A 15,586-nucleotide genomic window follows, 5' to 3' on the forward strand; every position below is an offset into this window, starting at 1 on the left:
GCGCCGACGGCGTATGGGCGACCTCGACTACCGGCCCTTCCCCGAGGAGCGCGGCGACGAGTTCAGCGCGTTCATGCGCTACGCCTTCTCGCCCGAGGAGGGACCGTACGACCCCGAGGAGGACGACGACGACCGCGAGCACCTCGCGGACTACCGGGGGCTGTTCGACGGCGACGAGCCCGTCGCGGTGTGCGGGCACCACGACTTCTCGCTCCGGATCCGGGGACGCGACCGCGACGTGGCCGGCCTCTCTGCGGTCGCCTCGCCGCCCGAGCACCGGCGCAACGGGCACATCGAGCGGCTCCTCCGCGAGTCGCTGACCGAGTACCGCGACGACGGAGTGCGCTTCTCCGTGCTGTGGCCCTTCGAGCACCCGTTCTACCGCCGGTACGGCTGGGCGACGGTGAGCCGGTACCGACGGGTGAAAGCGCCGCCGGAGCAGTTGGCGTTCGCGACGAGCGAGCGCGGCGACGAGACGGGGCGGTTCCGTCGGCTCGACGAGGACGACCACGGCGCGGCCGCCGACCTGCTGGCCGCGACCGCGGAGCGCCACGACTTCACGATGGCGCGGACCGAGGCGTGGTGGCGCGAGCGCAGCCTCCGCGGGTGGCAGACGGACCCGTACGTGTACGGCTTCGAGCGCGGCGGCGACCTCCGGGCACTCCTCTCGTACACCTTCGAGGAGCGCGACGACGGCGACGGGCGCGCGATGGTCGTCTCCGACGCCGCCGTCGCCGACCCCGCCGACTGGGACCGCGTCTTCCGGTTCTGTCGCGACCACGACTCGCAGGTCGAGCGCGTTCGGCTCCGCCTCCCCGCCGACGTGAGCCTCCTCGACCGCGTCGACGACCCGCGCGCGGTGACCGAGGAGGTCCGCGCCGGCCCCATGTTCCGGCTCGTCGACGTCCCCGACGCACTGACCGCGCTGGCGCCCGACCCCGACCTCAACGCCGCGTTCACGCTCGCCGTCGACGACCCGCTCGTCGACTGGCACGACCGACCGATTCGGGTGACCGTCGCGGGCGGCGAGGTCGCCGCCGAGCGGGTTGAGGACGCCGACGGGGATGGCTCCGCGGTCGCGGACGTGACCGCCGGCGTCGGCGCGCTCTCGCAGCTGTACGCCGGCTACCGCGGCGTCGACGACCTCCGGGCGCACGCCGACCTCGACCTCGCGAGCGACGCCCCGGACGGCCTCGCGGCCGACCTGACCGCTCTGTTCCCGCCGCGGCGCACGTTCCTGCGCGAGGGGTTCTGAGCGGCGCGCCGCGACCGGTCGGGGCGCCACGCGGCGCTGCCGGGCTTTTTATTTGCGGCCCGCCTACGAGGCGGCATGAGTTCCCGCGACCGACGCGACGACGACCTCGAGGAGCGGCTCGACGAGCTCGAATCGGTGTTGAGCGAGCTCCGCGCCGACCTCCGGGAGAACGAGCGCGACCGCCGCGGGCCGCCGCGGCCGCCCCGGCTCTCGGAGCTCGTGCGGTTCACCGAGCAGTACACGATTCCGACGCTCATCGCGCTGTTAGAGACGACAATCAAGTCGCTCGAACTGCTCCGGGGCACCCTCCGGCTCGCCGACCCCGGCCGGAGCGTCGCCGAGGGGACCGAGGGCGCGGGCGACCGCCTCGCCGACGTCCGCGACGGCGCGACGGCCGGGCTCGCCCGGTCGCTGTCGGAGCTCCGCACCGCGCTCTCGGAGGCCGACCTCCCCGAGGACGCCGCCTCTCGGTCGATCATCGCCGACGCGCGCGACCTCACCGCGGAGATCGAGTCCCGGATCGACGAGGGGCGCCGCGAGGCGGACGCCGCGCGAGACCGCCGGCTCGGGCGCGACCGCGACCGGGGCCGCGGCGACGAGGACGGACCGCGGAGCGCGCCGGACGCCGGGCGGGACGACGACAGCCCGGTCCGGATCGACGTGACCGAGCCCGGCGACGGCGGCGACGGCGACGCCGAGAGCGAGGAGGACGACCCGCCGGAGGTTGACGTCGAGTCCGAGCTGGAGTCGATAAAGCGCCAGATCGACGGGGACGCTGCGGGGGACGAGACCGACGCGGAGGCGGTCGAGGCCGACGATGCGCACGGCGACGGAGACGACGGGAGCGCGGACGACGATGCGGACGGCCGAAGCGACGGCGAGCGAGCGGACTGACACCCGTCAGAAGGAGGCGCCGAGCCGGTCGGCGACGCGCTCCGCGGAGTCGACGAGGAGCGCCTCGTCGTCGGTGAACACTTCGAGCGCGACCGTGCCGTCGAAGTCGACGAGTTCGGACGCGACGAGGTCGTAGTCGACCTCGCCGGCGCCCACGGGGAGGTGCGTGTCGCCGCGGCGGCGCACGTCGTGGCAGTGGAGGTGCGAGACCCGGTCGCCGTGGCTCCGGAGGAACCGCTTGATCGCCTTGTTGCCGCCCTCCATGTAGGCGTGCCCCACGTCGAAGCAGACCGGCGTCCCGGTCTCGCGGGCGAGGTCGCCGAGGACGGAGAGCTGGAGCCCCGCGTGCTGGTGGCCGACGTTCTCGACGACGACCTCGACGCCCGCCTCGCGGCCGGCGTCCGCGACCCGCCGGAGCTGGTCGGCCGCGGTCTCCCGGAAGTCCACGTCGTCGCGGTCGGCGGAGGTGGCGTGGAGGACCGCCTTCTCGGCGCCGAGGTCGCCGGCGGCCGACAGGAGCCGGCGCTGGTAGTCGACGATGGCGTCGTTCACCTCGGGGACGTACGTCGTCAGCCGCTGGCTGTACGGGAGGTGGACGAGCAGGTCGCGACCGGCGAGCGCGTCCGTCAGCCGCCCCGGGTCGATCTCGCCGGGGACGAGCGTCGGCTCGCCGACCCCGACCTCGCAGAAGTCGAACCGCGCCGGCGACGCCGCGAGGCGGTCGAGGTCGTCGCCGACGGTGAGACCGATCTCCATGTCGGTGGTGGGGTCGGCGCGGTCTTATAAATAGTGGGATGGACCCCGCAGCGCGGTCGGGACCGAGCGCGGCCGCGCCGAACCCCGATCGCTCGGCCGCCGGGGGCCGCGTCCGTCAGTACCGGTCCGGCGCGGAGTCCACGTACCCCTTCAACGCGATCGGAACCACGAAGAAGCCAATCACGCAGGCGATCGTCACCGCGATCTGGTCCGCCCTCGGGAGGTCGCCGAGCCCGACGAGCAGCGTCAGCGACGTGCCGAGGTACAGGAACGCGATCGCCCATCGAACGGCGGGGTTCGCCAGCAGCCGAACGGCGTTCACTGAGGAGCCGTACGCGGTCTCAGTACGAAACGTTTGGCCTCGCTCCGACCGTGCTCGCGGCGGTCGGAGGCTTCGGAGGGGCTATCGCCGACCCGGAGCGCCACCGAAGGGGCGAGCCACGAGAGCGGTCCCGAGGCGAACCGTCGACGGCGCCTCAGTCGTCCGCGAGCGGGTTCTCCACGTCGATCTCGCCGGAATCGATCTCGGCCTCGACCTCGCGGACCGCGGTGACCATGTTCTCGGTCTTGCCGTACGCGATCTCCCGGGGGAGGAGCTTCAGCCCGCAGTCGGGGGAGACCGTGAGCTTCTCCGGCGGCACGACGCGCAGGCCCTGCCGGATGTTCGCTTTGATCTCCTCGACGGGCTCGATCTCGGCCGTGTGAGCGTCGACGACGCCGAGCGCGAGGTCGGGCTCGAACTCGGGGTCGGTGAACGTCGGGATCTGCTCGAAGTCGCCGTTACACAGCTCCACGTCGAACTCGTCGATCGGGTAGTCGTTGATCTCGGGGTAGATCCGCGAGTAGTCGCCGTAGCAGACGTGGAGGCCGATGCGGACCTCCTCGGGGATGCCCGCGGCGATGCGTTCGAGCGCCTCGCCGACGATGGCGTGGTCCTCGGGGGTCGTCGCCAGCGCGGGCTCGTCGATCTGGATGTACCGGGCGCCCGCCTCGACCAGCTTCTCGACCTCCTCGTTGACGAGGTCCGCGAGGTCGTAGACGAGCTCCTCGGTGGAGGGGTACGCCTCGTTGAACGCCCAGAAGCCGAGGGTGTACGGCCCCGTGATCGGGACCTTGACCGGGCGTTCCGCGACGTTCGAGGTGAACTCGAACTCGTCGACGAGCCACGGCTCGTCGTACGCGACCTCCTCGACGACGCTCGGCTTGTCGAAGTAGTTGTGGCCCCACACCTTCACCGGCCCGTTGAACTCGTAGCCGTCGATGCGGTCGGCGAAGAACTCCACCATCTCGTTGCGGCGCATCTCGCCGTCGACGACGGTGTCGAGGCCGGCGCGCTCGTGCTCGTGCGTGATGAGCCGACAGGCGTCGTCGTGGGCCTCTTCGAGGTCCGACTCGTCGAACTTCGAGTCGGGGTCCTCCACCAGCTCGTCGGCCCGGTTGAGCCACTTCGGCTTCGGATACGAGCCGACGACGGTCGACAGCAGGAACGTGTCGTTCGGGTGGTCGTGCGGGCGGAACTGGTCGCGGTTGGCGGACGGGTTTCGGACCATCAGTCGAGCACCTCCGCGGCGGCGGCGAGCGCGTTCAGCTTCTCGCGGTACTTGTTCGTCGGCAGGTAGAACAGCTCGGTGTTCGGCGTGAGGTAGGTCCTGTCGAACCCTTCGAGCGGGATCTGCGACTCGAACCACTCGACGCGCTCCGCGACCGTCTCCGCGTCCTCGACGAGGGTGTTCTGCCCGTCGACGAGCCCGAGCGACAGCGAGTCGGTCGAGCCGAACTCCTGGACGTTGTAGACGGTGTCGTCGCGGTCGCCGGCGACGAGGTCGAGCCCGAGGGCGTCGGCGCCCGCCTCGTCGACGAGGTGGGCGTACAGCTTCTCGCCGAGCGCGCCGTAGAAGGTCTGGACGACCACGTCGGCGTCGGTCGCGTCGGCGACCGTCGCGATGGCGTCCGTCGCCGTCGACTCGTCGCCCTCGGCGGGCGGGTCCGTGACGAGCGACGGTTCGAGGAGGAACAGCGTCTCGTGGGCCGGGAACGCCTCGACTTCGCCCGCGAGGAAGTCGGCGACCGCGGCCTGGAACTCGGCCTCGTCGCCGTAGTGCTCGTCGGTCGCGAGGGCCGCGAGCGAGTACGGGCCCGGGAGCGTCGCGGCGAGCGACGCGTCGTCGCCGCCGTCGGCGGCCGCGAGCAGGTCGGCCGCGTCAGTCAGTTCGTCCGCCACGTCGCCCGAGAAGCCGAGGTCGTCGACGACGCGCGGGTCGCGGTAGAAGTTGTTGTTGTCGTAGTACCGGACGATCCCGCCGGTCTCGACGGCGTCGCTGACGGTCAGCGGGTGCGCGATCATGTCGTCCCAGCGGCCCTGCCCCTCGGAGATCAGGTCGAGGCCGGCGTCGAGTTGGTGGTCGACGTACTCGGCGCGCACCTCGTCGTACTCCGCGACGATCGCTTCGCCCTCGTCGCCGCTCAGGAGGTCCCCCTTCTGGTGTCCCTTCAGGTCGGAGAGCGTCTCTTTCGCCCGGTCCGGGAGCGGGTACAGCCCCGGCGTCGCCGCGACACGTTCGGTCATCACCGACCGTTGGATATGTCGACGTATAATATTTGCTAATACGTATTATTCTCTACAGTAATCTATTGCGGAGGCTTACGCCCGACGGAGGGCCAGCACGGTGAGCGTCTCGAAGGGGAACGACTCCTCGACGACCGGCTCGGCCGCGAAGCCGGCCTCGTCGACCAAGCCGAGCACCTCGTCGTAGCCGGTCAGCGAGGAGACGAGGAGGAGGACGACGCCGTCCGGCGCGAGCGCGCGTCCCACGTCCGCGAGGAACGGTTCGATGAGCTCGCGGCCCGACTCGCCCCCGGAGAGCGCGTGCTCCATCCAGTCGTCCCACTCGTTGTCGGGGTCGGTGGGCAGGTACGGTGGGTTGAAACACACCGTGTCGAACGCGTCCGCGCGGAACGGCGAGAGCAGGTCGGCGACGACGGCCTCGACGCCGCGCTCGCGGGCCTGACGCGCGGCGTGCGGGTTGAGGTCGCTTCCGACCACGTCAAGGCCGCGCTCCTCGGCGACCCGCTCGGCGACCCACCCCGACCCGGTGCCGACCTCCAGCACGCGCCCGTGCGCCTCCGCGACCGCCGCCTCCGCGAGCAGGCCGGAGTCCTCCGCGGGCTGGTAGACGACCGCGTCGTCGGCGCCGCGTCGCGCCGCGAGGCCGTCGCCGCCCCCGCTCCCGTCGCCGCTCATCGGCCGCCCTCCGCCGCGTCGCCGTCGCTCGACGCACCGTCCGCCTCGCCGGCGTCGGCGGAGCCGCCGCGCGTCGCCGCGCGGCTCTCGACGGCGGCGTCCAGTTGGGGGCCGGAGGCGCCTTCCGTGCGGGCGGAAAGCGTCTGCTGCGGGAACGGGATGACGATCCCCTCGTCTTCGAGCGCGTCCTTCATCGCGCCCATCGCGGCGGTCTGGGTCCGCCAGCGCTTGCGCATGCTCGGGTTGCGGATCCAGTACCGGAGCCCCAACACGACCGCGGAGTCGCCGAAGCGCTTCGTCACGGCGTTCGGCTCGGGCATCTCGGCGACGTCCTCGACGCCCGCGACCGCCTCCTCGACCACCGCGGCCGCGCGCTCGACGTCGGTGTCGTAGTCGACGCCCACCTCGATCTCGATCCGCAGTCGGTTCCGGCGCGACCGGTCGACGATCGACCCGGACCGGACGTCGTCGTTCGGCATCGTGATCACCTCGCCGTCGAACGACCGGAGCCGCGTGCTCATGATCGATATCTCCGTCACCGTCCCCTCGTGGTCGCCGATCACCACCCAGTCGCCGACCTCGAACGGCCGGGAGAACATCAGCACGAACCCGGCCAGTATCGCGCCGAGCGTCTGCCGCGCCGCCATGCCGATAACGATACCCAGGAACCCCGCACCGACGAGCAGGCTGCCGACGTTGTCGGTGAACAGCCCGACGACGGCGAGTATCGCGGACGTGTAGACGCTCAGCTGCGTGACCCGCAGGATGACCTCCTGCTGGTGTTGCGAGATCGAGGCGCTCTCGGCGCCGATCTCGCGGATGACGCCCCCGAGGAAGTCCGTGAGCGCGTACGCGATCGCTAAGAGCAGCACGGCGAGGACGACGTTCGACAGCTGGTTCGCGCTCAGCGCAGACCGGGCCGTCTCGAAGAGGGCGCCGCTCTGGTCCCACACCGCGATCAGCGTGATCGCGCCCAGCGCGGTGGCGCCGCCGACGCCCGCGGACAGCAGGAGCCGCTGCGTCGAGCTGAGCTCCCTATCCCCGCGCCGCAGCCGCCGCGTGAGGAGCCGGACCCCGAGCACCGCGACGACGATCCCCACCGAGGCGGCGAACCGCTCGGCGTTGCCCGCGAGCGCGCGCTGAAGCTCCGTCACGAGGCCGACCCAGCCCGTCATCGTCACGCCTCCGCGGGGGAGCCGCGCTCGCGGGCCAGCTCCGCCAGCGCCGCGAACGCCGCCGGCTCCAGCGTGCCGGGGCGGCTGCGCAACAGCTCCTCGTCCGCCGCGTCGACGACGGCCTCCGGGTCGTCGAGCCCGGAGATGTGGGCCGTGTTCCGCACCGCGTTCCGCACCGTCTTGCGCCGCTGGGTGAAGAGCGCCTTCACGAACCGGAGGAAGAACGCCTCGTCGCCGACGACGTAGTCGGGGTCTCGGGGAGTGCAGCGCACGACGGCGCTCTCGACGGCCGGCTGGGGGTCGAACGCCTCCTTCGGCACGCGCTCGACGATCTCCACGTCGGCGTAGTGCTGCGCCGACACCGAGAGGCGGCCGTACGCGGACTCGCCGGCCGAGGCCACCATCCGGTCGGCGAACTCGGCCTGGAACATCACCACGAGCGGCTTCTTCTCCGGGAGCAGCCGGAAGGCGATCTCCGAGGAGACGCCGTACGGCAGGTTGGCGACGCAGGCGGAGAAGGGCGGGAGGTCCACGTCGAGCGCGTCGCCCTCGATCACGTCGAGGAGCCCGTCGGCGACCGCGGCCGCGAACTCCTCGCGGAGGAACTCGGCGAAGGCGCCGTCGCGTTCGATCACGGTGACGCGGCGGGACGGGGAGTCGCCGGTCGCGGCGGCGTCGCCCGTCGCCACGGCCAGGAGTCGGTCGGTGAGCGCCCCCGCGCCGCCGCCGATCTCGAGGAGGCGGCTCCGGTCGGCGTCGTCCGGGAGGTAGCCCGGGATCCGGTCGAGGACCCGGTCGTCGACGAGGAAGTGCTGGTCGCGGTCGGGGTCCGCCCGCGCGCCGGCCCGCCTCGCGAGCGCGTCGGGGTCGCGCTGCCCGTACGCGGTTCCCTCACCCGCCGATGAGTCGGTCATAGCCGGGGTACACGCGGTGTTCGGGTAAAAGTCTCGTTTCGGGGACACCGGGAGGACCCGGGGGCGGCGCGGCTCACTCCTCGCGCCCGACGAACGTCCGGTACTTCAGGTCGGACTCGCGGATCTCCTCGACGATCCGTTCGAGGATCACCTCCCGGGGGCGGTGGAGCCCGGAGATCCGCTCTTCGACGTCGGCGAAGCTCTCGAACGAGCCGCGCTTCCGCTCGTCTAAGAGGTCGTTCCGCAGCTTCTTGCCGATCCCCGGCAGCAGGTTCAGCTGGTGGAGCCGGAGGGTGATCGGCCCGGCCTCGTTGTAGAAGTCGACGAACCGCTCCTCGTCGGCCTCGACGATCGCCTCGACCGCGTACTCGACCTCCGCGGCCGCGTTCCTGGTGAGGTCGTCGAACGACACCTCGCGGTAGCGGCCGACGTCCGGGCCGTCGAGGGCGATCCGGTCGCCCACCGAGACGTCCGCGTCGCCGGCGAGCGTCAGTTCGTACAGCGCGAACGACGGCGCGCCGAGCGCGTACGCCACCGGCGACTTGCGGGACTGCGGGCGGTCGTCGTCGGGGCGCCCGTTCGGCAGCACGTCGAGCAGGACGGCGGTGGGGCCGCCGCCGTCGTCGCTCTGTTCCGCTCCGGCGTCCGCGGCGGCGCCACCCCCGTTCCGGTCGTCTGCCGGCGTCCCGTCGCCGTCGGCGTTGTCCATGTATCGTTTATCGCTCCGAGCGGTGAAAAAACCGCTGGCGAGGCGGGTCGCGGCGCGGCCGCCGACGGTCGGATTCAATAGTGTCGGGTGCGACGTGGTACCATGGCGAAACCGGACCCCGAGGAGCTGGTTCGACTCGTCGAGGCGTTTCCCGGACCGTCGGTCGAGGCGGACGGCCCCGACCGCGGCGGGCCGACTGAGGCGGCGGAGATCGGTCGGGTCGACGAGTTGCTCGACGGCGCGTACGGCGCCCTGACGCGGCGCTGGTACCCCGAGCTCCGCCGACGCGCCGCGGCGCACGCGGACGGCGACTGCCTCCGCGAGCGGGTGCTCGAACACGTCGAAGCGGTGCCGTCGTTCCGCCTCTCGGACGGGCCGACCGCGCTGACGGAGCGGCGCGAGGCGCTCGCGGAGGCGGCGGCGCTGACCGACGAGGTCCGCGAGATCGCGGAGTGGTACGGCACGCTCCGGTCGCGGCTGGAGGGCGACCGCGCGTCGCTGACGCGGGCCGAGCGCCTGCTCCACGACTTCGGCTACGCGCTGGCGCACGTCCTGTTCCTCGGGGCGTCGTCGCCGGGGGCCGTCGTCCGGCGGCTCCGGCTCGCGTACCGGTCGGTCGGCGTCCGGATCGACGAGACGGCCTCCGAGGGCGGTATCGAGGAGACGACGTTCACCTGTCCGTACCGGAACGTCGCGGCCGGGCGGTGCGGCGAGCGGTGGGTGTGTCACGAGAAGCTGGACCGCGTCGACGACGGCTACGTGTCGTACCTCGCGGAGCGCGGGATCAGCTACCAGCGGCCGCGGGGCTGTGCGGGCTCGGAGCAGTGCCGGTCGACGGTCGCCCGCGACGGGCCGGCACGGTGGTGGCCCAAGACGCCCCCGGCCGCGGTCGGCGCCGACCCGTGACCCGCGACGGCGCGGCGGGCGGCCGGGCGGGTTCGGAGGCGCCCGCCGCGGAGTCGGACCCGCGTCGACTGCGTCGGGTCCGGCGCAGCTACGACGCGTGGGCCCGCGTCTACGACTGGTTCGCGCGGGCCACGGCGTCGGTCGGCAGCGTCCGCGCCGCCTGCGTCCGATCGCTCGACCTCGCGCCGGGCGACACCGTCGTCGAGTTCGGCTGCGGCCCGGGGGTGAACCTCCCCGCGCTCCGCGAGGCCGTCGGAGCGAGCGGCCGCGTCGTCGGCGTCGACGTCTCGACCCGGATGCTCGACCGGGCCGCGGGGCTCGTCGCGCGGCGCGGCTGGGAGAACGTCTCGCTCGTCGAGGCGGACGCCGAGCGCCCGCCGGTCGCGGCCGCGGACGCCGTCCTCGCGACGTTCGTCACGTCGCTTTTCCCCGACCCGTACGCGGTCGTGCGCCGCTGGTGCGACCTGGCGGACGCCGTCGTCGTCGCGGCGTTCGTCCCGGAGGGGAACCGCGCGGCGAACGCCGCGCTCCGGGCGTTCGTGGCGCTGAACGGGCGGCTCTTCGACGCCCGGACCGACGACCCGCTCGGGATGCTCGCGGAGCGGACCGCCGCGGCGCGGCGCGCGCTCGACGACGGCGCGACCGTGCGCGAGCGCGACCGGCGGCTCTTCGGAACGATCGTCGTCGAGGCCGGCCGCGATCGGTGACGCGCGGGGCCCGGCGCTCGGCCGGGGTCACTCGGAGACGGGGACGGAAACGACCGTCGCGTCGGCGGTCCGGATGACGCGCTCGGTCGTGCTGCCGAGGAGGTCGTCGGCCGCGGCGTCGAGGCCGCGCTTGCCCATCACGACCGCGTCGGCGTCGACCGCGTCCGCGTGCGCCGCGATCTCGTGGGCGGGGACCCCGGACTCGATCGCGGTCTCGCTGTCGATGCCCGCGTCCGCGACGGCGGTCGCGACCCGGTCGACCGCCGCCGCCAGCCGCTCGCGGCGCTCGGGGTCGTCCTCGTCGAACTTCTCCGGCTTCCCCGACCGCTCGTACATCGGAATCTCCTCGACGACGCCGAGGACGTGTACCGTCCCCTCCGCCGCCGTGATCTCGATCGCGTCGTCGACCGCGTCGAGGGCGGCGTCGCCCTCGCCGGTCGGCACGAGGGTGGTCTGGTACATGCGGCTCGACGTACGGGCGGAAATCTGAAAAAACGTGTCGGTGGCCCGTCCCGCCGGGCCGGGTGGGACCCGCGGTCAGGCGTACTTCGCGACGACGTCGAGGATCTCGTCGAGCTCGTCGCCGTCGAGCGAGTAGCGCTCTTGGGCGAACACCGAGCGGAGCTCCGTGCGGTCCTCGGGGAGCAGGTCGGCGATCTTCACCGCGGTCGGCACGTCGATCTGGTCGAGCTCGGTGAGCTCCTCGACGAGCTCACGGGACTCGTCGGCGTCGAGGTCCGCGAACCGGTTGACGTGCTCGATCGCGCGGGCCAACTCGTAGCGGAGGTCGCGGTCCTCGTCGGCCGCCCGCTCTTCTTCGATCTCCACGAGGATCTCCTTCGCCTCGGAGGTGGTGACGTACTCCTCGTCGAGCTTCTCTTTGAAGATCGTCATCTCAGTTCTGCTGCGCCCGCATGTGGGCGGCGGTGACGATGAGGGTCTTCGTCTTGCCGCCGTCCGGAATCTCGACTTTGAACGCCGACCCCTGCTTGCCGACGACGGTTCCGGTCCGGCCGTCGAAGCGGGGGTGGAAGCGGCCCTTGGGGACGCTCGGGTCGATCTTGAGGTGGACCTGCGACCCCTCGTCGAACTCCTGGATCGCTCGCTGCGGCGGGGAGGTGCCGCGGTTGCGGGGCTTGTTCGAGAGCTTGTCGCGAGTCGCCTTCTGCGGCCCATTGGAACTCGGCATGGTCTTGGGATACATTCCGCTGCCGCCGTTATAAATCGTGCGTTACGACCCGCAGGACGTTGGCTCCTCACACACGCGGCGATCCGCGGGACCCGACGACGCCGGAACCGCTCGGTCGACGGGGCTTCGAGGACGCCGCGCTTGCGACCCGGTTTCTCGCGCGACCCGCTCCTCTCACCACCCGCTCCTCGCGCGGCCGGGTGCGCGCGACTACCAGACGAACCTCCCCCTTCCGAAAGGGCTAATCCCGGGAGTCCCTATCATGTTCGTAATGAGTCATCAGCTGCCGGACGTACAGGCGTCGTCCCCCGACGTCACCGTCGGGCTATCGCAGGTCGGCGTCACCGGCGTGGAGAAGCTCGTCAAGCTGGCGCGCGGCGACAAGCGCCCCATCGTTCTCATGGCGGAGTTCGAGGTGTTCGTCGACCTCCCGAGCGGGCGGAAGGGGATCGACATGTCGCGGAACCTCGCGACGGTCGACGAGATATTGGAAGACATCACCCGCGAGGAGGCGTACCGCGTTGAGGACGTCTGCGGCGACGCCGCCGAGCGGCTCTTGGAGAAGCACGACTACACGACCACCGCCGAGGTGTCGATGACGGCGGAGCTCGTCACCCGCGAGCACACGCCGGCGTCGGACATCGAGACCCAGAGCACGGCGACGATCGTCGCCAGCGCGACCGCCACCGAGGAGGGCACCCGCGAGGAGATCGGCGCCGAGGTCACCGGCATGACCGTCTGCCCCTGCTCGCAGGGGATGAGCGAGTCGCGGGCCCGCGAGAAGCTCGCCGAGCTGGGCGTCGACGAGGAGACGACCGAGGAGTTCCTCGACGCCGTCCCGCAACCGGGCCACTCCCAGCGCGGCCACGCGACCCTGACGATCACGACCGACGGCCACCCGGACGTGGACCTCCGGGACGTGATCGACGTCGCCCGCGACTCGATGAGCGCGCGCATCTACAACATGGCGAAACGGCCCGACGAGGACCACATGACCTACGAGGCCCACGCCGACGCGAAGTTCGTCGAGGACTGCGTCCGCGCGCTCGCCGAGGGCACCGTCACCGAGTTCCCGCACCTCTCGGACGACGCCGTGATCCACATGAAGCAGTCGAACGACGAGTCGATCCACCAGCACAACGCCCACGCCGAGCGCGAGGTCCGGCTGGGCGACCTCCGCGACGAGCTCGACCGATAGCCCGCCGCCACGGACTCAGAACGTCAGCAGCTCCGAGTCCGCCCAGCGCGGCTCGAACTGCTCTTTCACGCTCGTCGCGAAGTCGATGTCCTTCACGTCGATCATCGCGAACGGCTCGTCCGCCGACAGCGGGTGCGGGACCTCGATACACACCTCTATCTCGTCGAACACGTTGAACGTCCCGTCCACGTTCGGGGAGGTCCGGACCTCGAACCCGTCCACCTCGGCCAGCTCCGCGGTGTACCGGCGCCCGACGCTCCGCGGGAGCGCGTCGACCGTCGCCGGCGACAGCAGGACGCGGATCTCCACGCCGCGTTCGAGCGCGGACTCGAGCTCGGCGGTCACCTGCTCGCCGATCGTTCCGAGGTCGAAGCCGGTCGCCGGCGCGCCCGCGACCACGACGACCCGGCGCTCCGCGGCGGCGATCCGCTCTAAGAGGAGGTCCGTCGCCTCCTCGGCGCCGACGGCCGCGGTCCAGAACTGGCCGTCGACCGGCTCGCCGGCGTCGAGCTCCGCCGAGAGGTCGTCGACCACGGACTCGTACTGCTCGGCCTGCGTCCGCAGCTCCTCCTTCTTCTCGTCGAGCAGCCGGTCGAGCGCCGCGTCCGGCTCGACCGCGACGTACTTCTTCGGGCGGCTCGCGGCCTGACTGCGGACCAGGCTGTGTTGCTCCAAGCTGTTGAGCACGTCGTAGATCCGTCCCATCGGAACCTCACTGGCCCGCGAGAGGTCCTTGGCCGTCGTCGGCCCGGTCCGAAGGAGCGCGCGGTACGCCCGGGCCTCGTACTCGGAGAGCCCCAGGTCGCGAAGAGATGCCATACGCTGGGATGCCCCGGCGCCCGTATAAACGCATCGTCCGTTTACGATCCGCGAGGTGCCTCGCGGGCGCCCGTCGAAGCGAGACCGCTGCCGCCGACGCGCCGATCCAGCCCGGTCCCGGATCTCAGGCGAGCACGTCGCCGACCCGGTCCATCAACTCGTCGGGCGTTTCCGCCGGCTCCGAGGCGCCGTCGCCGGCGAGGACGACCGCGGTCCCCTCGGGGACCGTCCGCGGCGCCGGCGCGTCGGCCTCGTGGGCGTTCGGCGCGACGACCTTCTCGTGGTCGGCGACCCGCCACGCGGCGCGGTGGAGGTCGCTCCCGGGCTCCGTCCCGACGGCGATGGCGGTCGTGCCGCGCCGGACCCGGGCCGCGAGGCTCCCGTAGGCGGCGACCTGAACGCTCAGCCGCTCGGTGGCGCCGGCGAACGCCTCGGCGGTCTCCCGCGCGACCTCGCGGTAGCGGTCCTCGCCGGTGAGCGCCGCGAGGTCGCAGAGCGCCGTCGCCATCTCGACGTTGGCGTCGAGCGGGCGGAACGACCGGTCGAGCAGCCCCGGGCCCGAGCGCGGGCCGTCGACGAAGGAGCCGTCGACGCGGAGCCGGTCGACCGCTCGGTCCGCGACCGAGCGGGCGACGGCGGCGCCCTCGCCGCGCACGCCGGCGGCGCGGACGTACGCGCCGACGACGCGGGCGGCGTCTTCGAGCAGGTCGGACTCGCCGGCCTCGTCGCTGCCGCGGTAGTGCGTCACCTCGCCGGCCTCGGCGTCGATCAGGTCGCGTTCGAGCCCGTCGAGGATGCGCCCGCCGTACTCGCGGGCCCGCTCGTCGTCGGTGTAGGCGGCCACCGCGAGGAGCGCGTCCGCGGCGAGCGCGTTGCCGCCCGCGAACACGGTGAGGTCGCGGCGGGGGTCGTCCAGGTCGGCGCGGTCCTCGGCGGGGGCGGCGTAGTAGGCGCGGCCGAGCCCCGGGCCGAGGCTCCCGCCGACGCCGTAGCCCGTCCAGAGGTCGTCCGTGAGGAAGGAGACGGCGTCGAGCGCGGGGTCGAGGTAGGCCTCGTCGCCGGTGTAGAGGAAGGCGTTGGCGAACGCGCGGGTGACGGCGGCGTTCGTGTCGAGCGGCTTCTCGTAGGCCACGTCGCCCCAGTCCGACGTGCCCGCGTACCGGAAGAACCCGCCGTCGACGTCGTCGGTCAGGTGGTCGCGGACCGCGTCGAGCGTCCGGAGCGCCCGGTTCCGGTCGCGCTTCAGCGCGAACTCGACGGTGCGGGGGAGCGGGAACTTCGCGTCGGTCCCCCAGCCGGCGTGTTCGGCGTCGTACTTGGCCTCCAGCTGGCCCGCCAGGTGGCTCTCTATCGCGTCGGTCACCTCGCCGCGGGGCGGCAGGTCGGCGTCGAGCGCGCGGGGGACGCGCCCGGCCTCCCGACCCTTGTCGGCCCACATCTGCCGGACCGACTCGAGGACCTGCCGCATCCCGTCCACGTCGAGGTAGCCCGCGCCCGTCAGCAGCGTCCCCTCGGGCGTGAGGAAGGCGGTCGTCGGGAACCCGCCCATGTTGTACCGCTCGCGCACCCGCGGGCGGCGGTCGACGTCGACGCGGACGGGGACGAACCCCTCGTTGACGTTGGCCGCGATCCGCGGCTCCGCGTAGGTGATCGCGTCCATCTCGTGACAGCCCTCGCACCAGGTGGCCGACAGCGAGAGCAGCACCGGGCAGTCGCGCTCGTCGGCCTCGGCGAACGCCTCGGGGCCCCAATCGCGCCACTCGACGCGGGTCTCGTCGCTCATATCCCCAGTCGGACTGGGGCGGGGGTAAGCGCTTCGAGAG

Annotated in this window: 18 protein-coding genes; 5 read left to right on the plus strand and 13 right to left on the minus strand. The window is 72.3% G+C overall.

Annotated features, from left to right (window positions below; all coding sequences use genetic code 11):
• The first annotated feature begins 13 nt into the window (after positions 1–13).
• Positions 14–1,255 (plus strand): GNAT family N-acetyltransferase, encoded by a 1,242-nt coding sequence (locus tag EXE48_RS16830; RefSeq protein ID WP_137712083.1) that lies wholly within the window; start codon positions 14–16, stop codon positions 1,253–1,255.
• A 75-nt stretch (positions 1,256–1,330) separates the two neighbouring features.
• A complete protein-coding gene (locus EXE48_RS16835) occupies positions 1,331–2,149 on the plus strand; it encodes a DUF7547 family protein (RefSeq protein ID WP_053770672.1) in 819 nt (272 codons plus the stop codon).
• A gap of 6 nt (positions 2,150–2,155) precedes the next feature.
• Here EXE48_RS16835 and EXE48_RS16840 read toward each other — a convergent pair whose 3' ends face one another.
• The 8 genes from EXE48_RS16840 to EXE48_RS16875 form a co-directional block, all read right to left on the minus strand.
• Complete coding sequence (locus EXE48_RS16840; RefSeq protein ID WP_053770671.1) at positions 2,156–2,905, minus strand: sugar phosphate isomerase/epimerase family protein; 750 nt, start codon at positions 2,903–2,905, stop codon at positions 2,156–2,158.
• A 115-nt stretch (positions 2,906–3,020) separates the two neighbouring features.
• Complete coding sequence (locus EXE48_RS16845) at positions 3,021–3,227, minus strand: hypothetical protein (protein ID WP_053770670.1); 207 nt, start codon at positions 3,225–3,227, stop codon at positions 3,021–3,023.
• Between the two features lie 154 nt (positions 3,228–3,381).
• Complete coding sequence (locus tag EXE48_RS16850; RefSeq protein WP_053770669.1) at positions 3,382–4,455, minus strand: methionine synthase; 1,074 nt, start codon at positions 4,453–4,455, stop codon at positions 3,382–3,384.
• On the minus strand, positions 4,455–5,471 hold the full coding sequence (locus EXE48_RS16855; RefSeq protein ID WP_053770668.1) for a 5-methyltetrahydropteroyltriglutamate--homocysteine methyltransferase: 1,017 nt from the start codon (positions 5,469–5,471) through the stop codon (positions 4,455–4,457). Before EXE48_RS16855 ends, EXE48_RS16850 begins: the two co-directional genes overlap by 1 nt.
• Before the next feature lie 75 nt (positions 5,472–5,546).
• Positions 5,547–6,146, minus strand: a complete 600-nt coding sequence (locus EXE48_RS16860) for a HemK2/MTQ2 family protein methyltransferase (RefSeq protein WP_121600139.1) — start codon at positions 6,144–6,146, stop codon at positions 5,547–5,549.
• Positions 6,143–7,327 carry a mechanosensitive ion channel family protein gene (locus EXE48_RS16865; protein WP_394348065.1) on the minus strand — a complete coding sequence of 395 codons (1,185 nt, stop codon included), beginning with the start codon at positions 7,325–7,327 and terminating at the stop codon, positions 6,143–6,145. The genes EXE48_RS16860 and EXE48_RS16865 overlap by 4 nt, the downstream gene beginning before the upstream one ends.
• Positions 7,324–8,235: a 16S ribosomal RNA methyltransferase A gene (locus EXE48_RS16870; RefSeq protein WP_137712085.1), complete on the minus strand. Its 912-nt coding sequence runs from the start codon at positions 8,233–8,235 to the stop codon at positions 7,324–7,326. Before EXE48_RS16870 ends, EXE48_RS16865 begins: the two co-directional genes overlap by 4 nt.
• Before the next feature lie 73 nt (positions 8,236–8,308).
• Positions 8,309–8,944, minus strand: coding sequence for a DUF655 domain-containing protein (locus EXE48_RS16875; protein ID WP_137712086.1), 636 nt, complete (start codon positions 8,942–8,944; stop codon positions 8,309–8,311).
• 102 nt (positions 8,945–9,046) lie between these two features.
• Here EXE48_RS16875 and EXE48_RS16880 point away from each other — a divergent pair, with 102 nt between their 5' ends.
• Both EXE48_RS16880 and EXE48_RS16885 read left to right on the plus strand, forming a co-directional pair.
• On the plus strand, positions 9,047–9,850 hold the full coding sequence (locus EXE48_RS16880; protein WP_053770663.1) for a hypothetical protein: 804 nt from the start codon (positions 9,047–9,049) through the stop codon (positions 9,848–9,850).
• The gene (locus EXE48_RS16885; protein ID WP_137712088.1) at positions 9,808–10,557 is read left to right on the plus strand and encodes a class I SAM-dependent methyltransferase; all 750 of its coding nucleotides are present in this window, start codon (positions 9,808–9,810) and stop codon (positions 10,555–10,557) included. Before EXE48_RS16880 ends, EXE48_RS16885 begins: the two co-directional genes overlap by 43 nt.
• Before the next feature lie 27 nt (positions 10,558–10,584).
• On the opposite strand, the gene EXE48_RS16890 is transcribed toward EXE48_RS16885, so the two are convergent.
• From EXE48_RS16890 to EXE48_RS16900, 3 genes are all read right to left on the minus strand, one after another.
• Positions 10,585–11,019, minus strand: coding sequence for a universal stress protein (locus EXE48_RS16890; protein WP_053770662.1), 435 nt, complete (start codon positions 11,017–11,019; stop codon positions 10,585–10,587).
• Between the two features lie 75 nt (positions 11,020–11,094).
• Positions 11,095–11,451: an RNA polymerase Rpb4 family protein gene (locus tag EXE48_RS16895; protein WP_053770661.1), complete on the minus strand. Its 357-nt coding sequence runs from the start codon at positions 11,449–11,451 to the stop codon at positions 11,095–11,097.
• A 1-nt stretch (position 11,452) separates the two neighbouring features.
• Positions 11,453–11,746 carry a 50S ribosomal protein L21e gene (locus tag EXE48_RS16900; protein ID WP_006112901.1) on the minus strand — a complete coding sequence of 98 codons (294 nt, stop codon included), beginning with the start codon at positions 11,744–11,746 and terminating at the stop codon, positions 11,453–11,455.
• 271 nt (positions 11,747–12,017) lie between these two features.
• Here EXE48_RS16900 and mptA point away from each other — a divergent pair, with 271 nt between their 5' ends.
• Positions 12,018–12,944, plus strand: coding sequence for a GTP cyclohydrolase MptA (gene mptA / locus EXE48_RS16905; RefSeq protein ID WP_053770660.1), 927 nt, complete (start codon positions 12,018–12,020; stop codon positions 12,942–12,944).
• A gap of 15 nt (positions 12,945–12,959) precedes the next feature.
• Here the strand turns inward: mptA and EXE48_RS16910 are convergent, their stop codons facing one another.
• Together EXE48_RS16910 and EXE48_RS16915 are read right to left on the minus strand one after the other, a co-directional pair.
• Entirely contained in the window at positions 12,960–13,763 is an 804-nt protein-coding gene (locus tag EXE48_RS16910; RefSeq protein ID WP_053770659.1) for a TrmB family transcriptional regulator, read from the minus strand.
• 124 nt (positions 13,764–13,887) lie between these two features.
• A complete protein-coding gene (locus EXE48_RS16915; protein WP_137712087.1) occupies positions 13,888–15,546 on the minus strand; it encodes a DUF255 domain-containing protein in 1,659 nt (552 codons plus the stop codon).
• Positions 15,547–15,586: the final 40 nt, after the last annotated feature.

This window comes from Halorubrum sp. ASP1, assembly GCF_005435135.1.
In the GTDB taxonomy this organism is placed as follows: Archaea; Halobacteriota; Halobacteria; order Halobacteriales; family Haloferacaceae; genus Halorubrum; species Halorubrum tropicale.

Bases quoted from the DNA above. Each gene is read 5' to 3' on its own strand.
- EXE48_RS16830 (WP_137712083.1), top strand. From the start codon at position 14: ATGGGCGACCTCGACTACCGGCCCTTCCCCGAGGAGCGCGGCGACGAG.
- EXE48_RS16835 (WP_053770672.1), top strand. From the start codon at position 1,331: ATGAGTTCCCGCGACCGACGCGACGACGACCTCGAGGAGCGGCTCGAC.
- EXE48_RS16840 (WP_053770671.1), bottom strand. From the start codon at position 2,905: ATGGAGATCGGTCTCACCGTCGGCGACGACCTCGACCGCCTCGCGGCG.
- EXE48_RS16850 (WP_053770669.1), bottom strand. From the start codon at position 4,455: ATGGTCCGAAACCCGTCCGCCAACCGCGACCAGTTCCGCCCGCACGAC.
- EXE48_RS16855 (WP_053770668.1), bottom strand. From the start codon at position 5,471: ATGACCGAACGTGTCGCGGCGACGCCGGGGCTGTACCCGCTCCCGGAC.
- EXE48_RS16860 (WP_121600139.1), bottom strand. From the start codon at position 6,146: ATGAGCGGCGACGGGAGCGGGGGCGGCGACGGCCTCGCGGCGCGACGC.
- EXE48_RS16870 (WP_137712085.1), bottom strand. From the start codon at position 8,235: ATGACCGACTCATCGGCGGGTGAGGGAACCGCGTACGGGCAGCGCGAC.
- EXE48_RS16875 (WP_137712086.1), bottom strand. From the start codon at position 8,944: ATGGACAACGCCGACGGCGACGGGACGCCGGCAGACGACCGGAACGGG.
- EXE48_RS16880 (WP_053770663.1), top strand. From the start codon at position 9,047: ATGGCGAAACCGGACCCCGAGGAGCTGGTTCGACTCGTCGAGGCGTTT.
- EXE48_RS16890 (WP_053770662.1), bottom strand. From the start codon at position 11,019: ATGTACCAGACCACCCTCGTGCCGACCGGCGAGGGCGACGCCGCCCTC.
- EXE48_RS16895 (WP_053770661.1), bottom strand. From the start codon at position 11,451: ATGACGATCTTCAAAGAGAAGCTCGACGAGGAGTACGTCACCACCTCC.
- EXE48_RS16900 (WP_006112901.1), bottom strand. From the start codon at position 11,746: ATGCCGAGTTCCAATGGGCCGCAGAAGGCGACTCGCGACAAGCTCTCG.
- mptA (WP_053770660.1), top strand. From the start codon at position 12,018: ATGAGTCATCAGCTGCCGGACGTACAGGCGTCGTCCCCCGACGTCACC.
- EXE48_RS16910 (WP_053770659.1), bottom strand. From the start codon at position 13,763: ATGGCATCTCTTCGCGACCTGGGGCTCTCCGAGTACGAGGCCCGGGCG.
- EXE48_RS16915 (WP_137712087.1), bottom strand. From the start codon at position 15,546: ATGAGCGACGAGACCCGCGTCGAGTGGCGCGATTGGGGCCCCGAGGCG.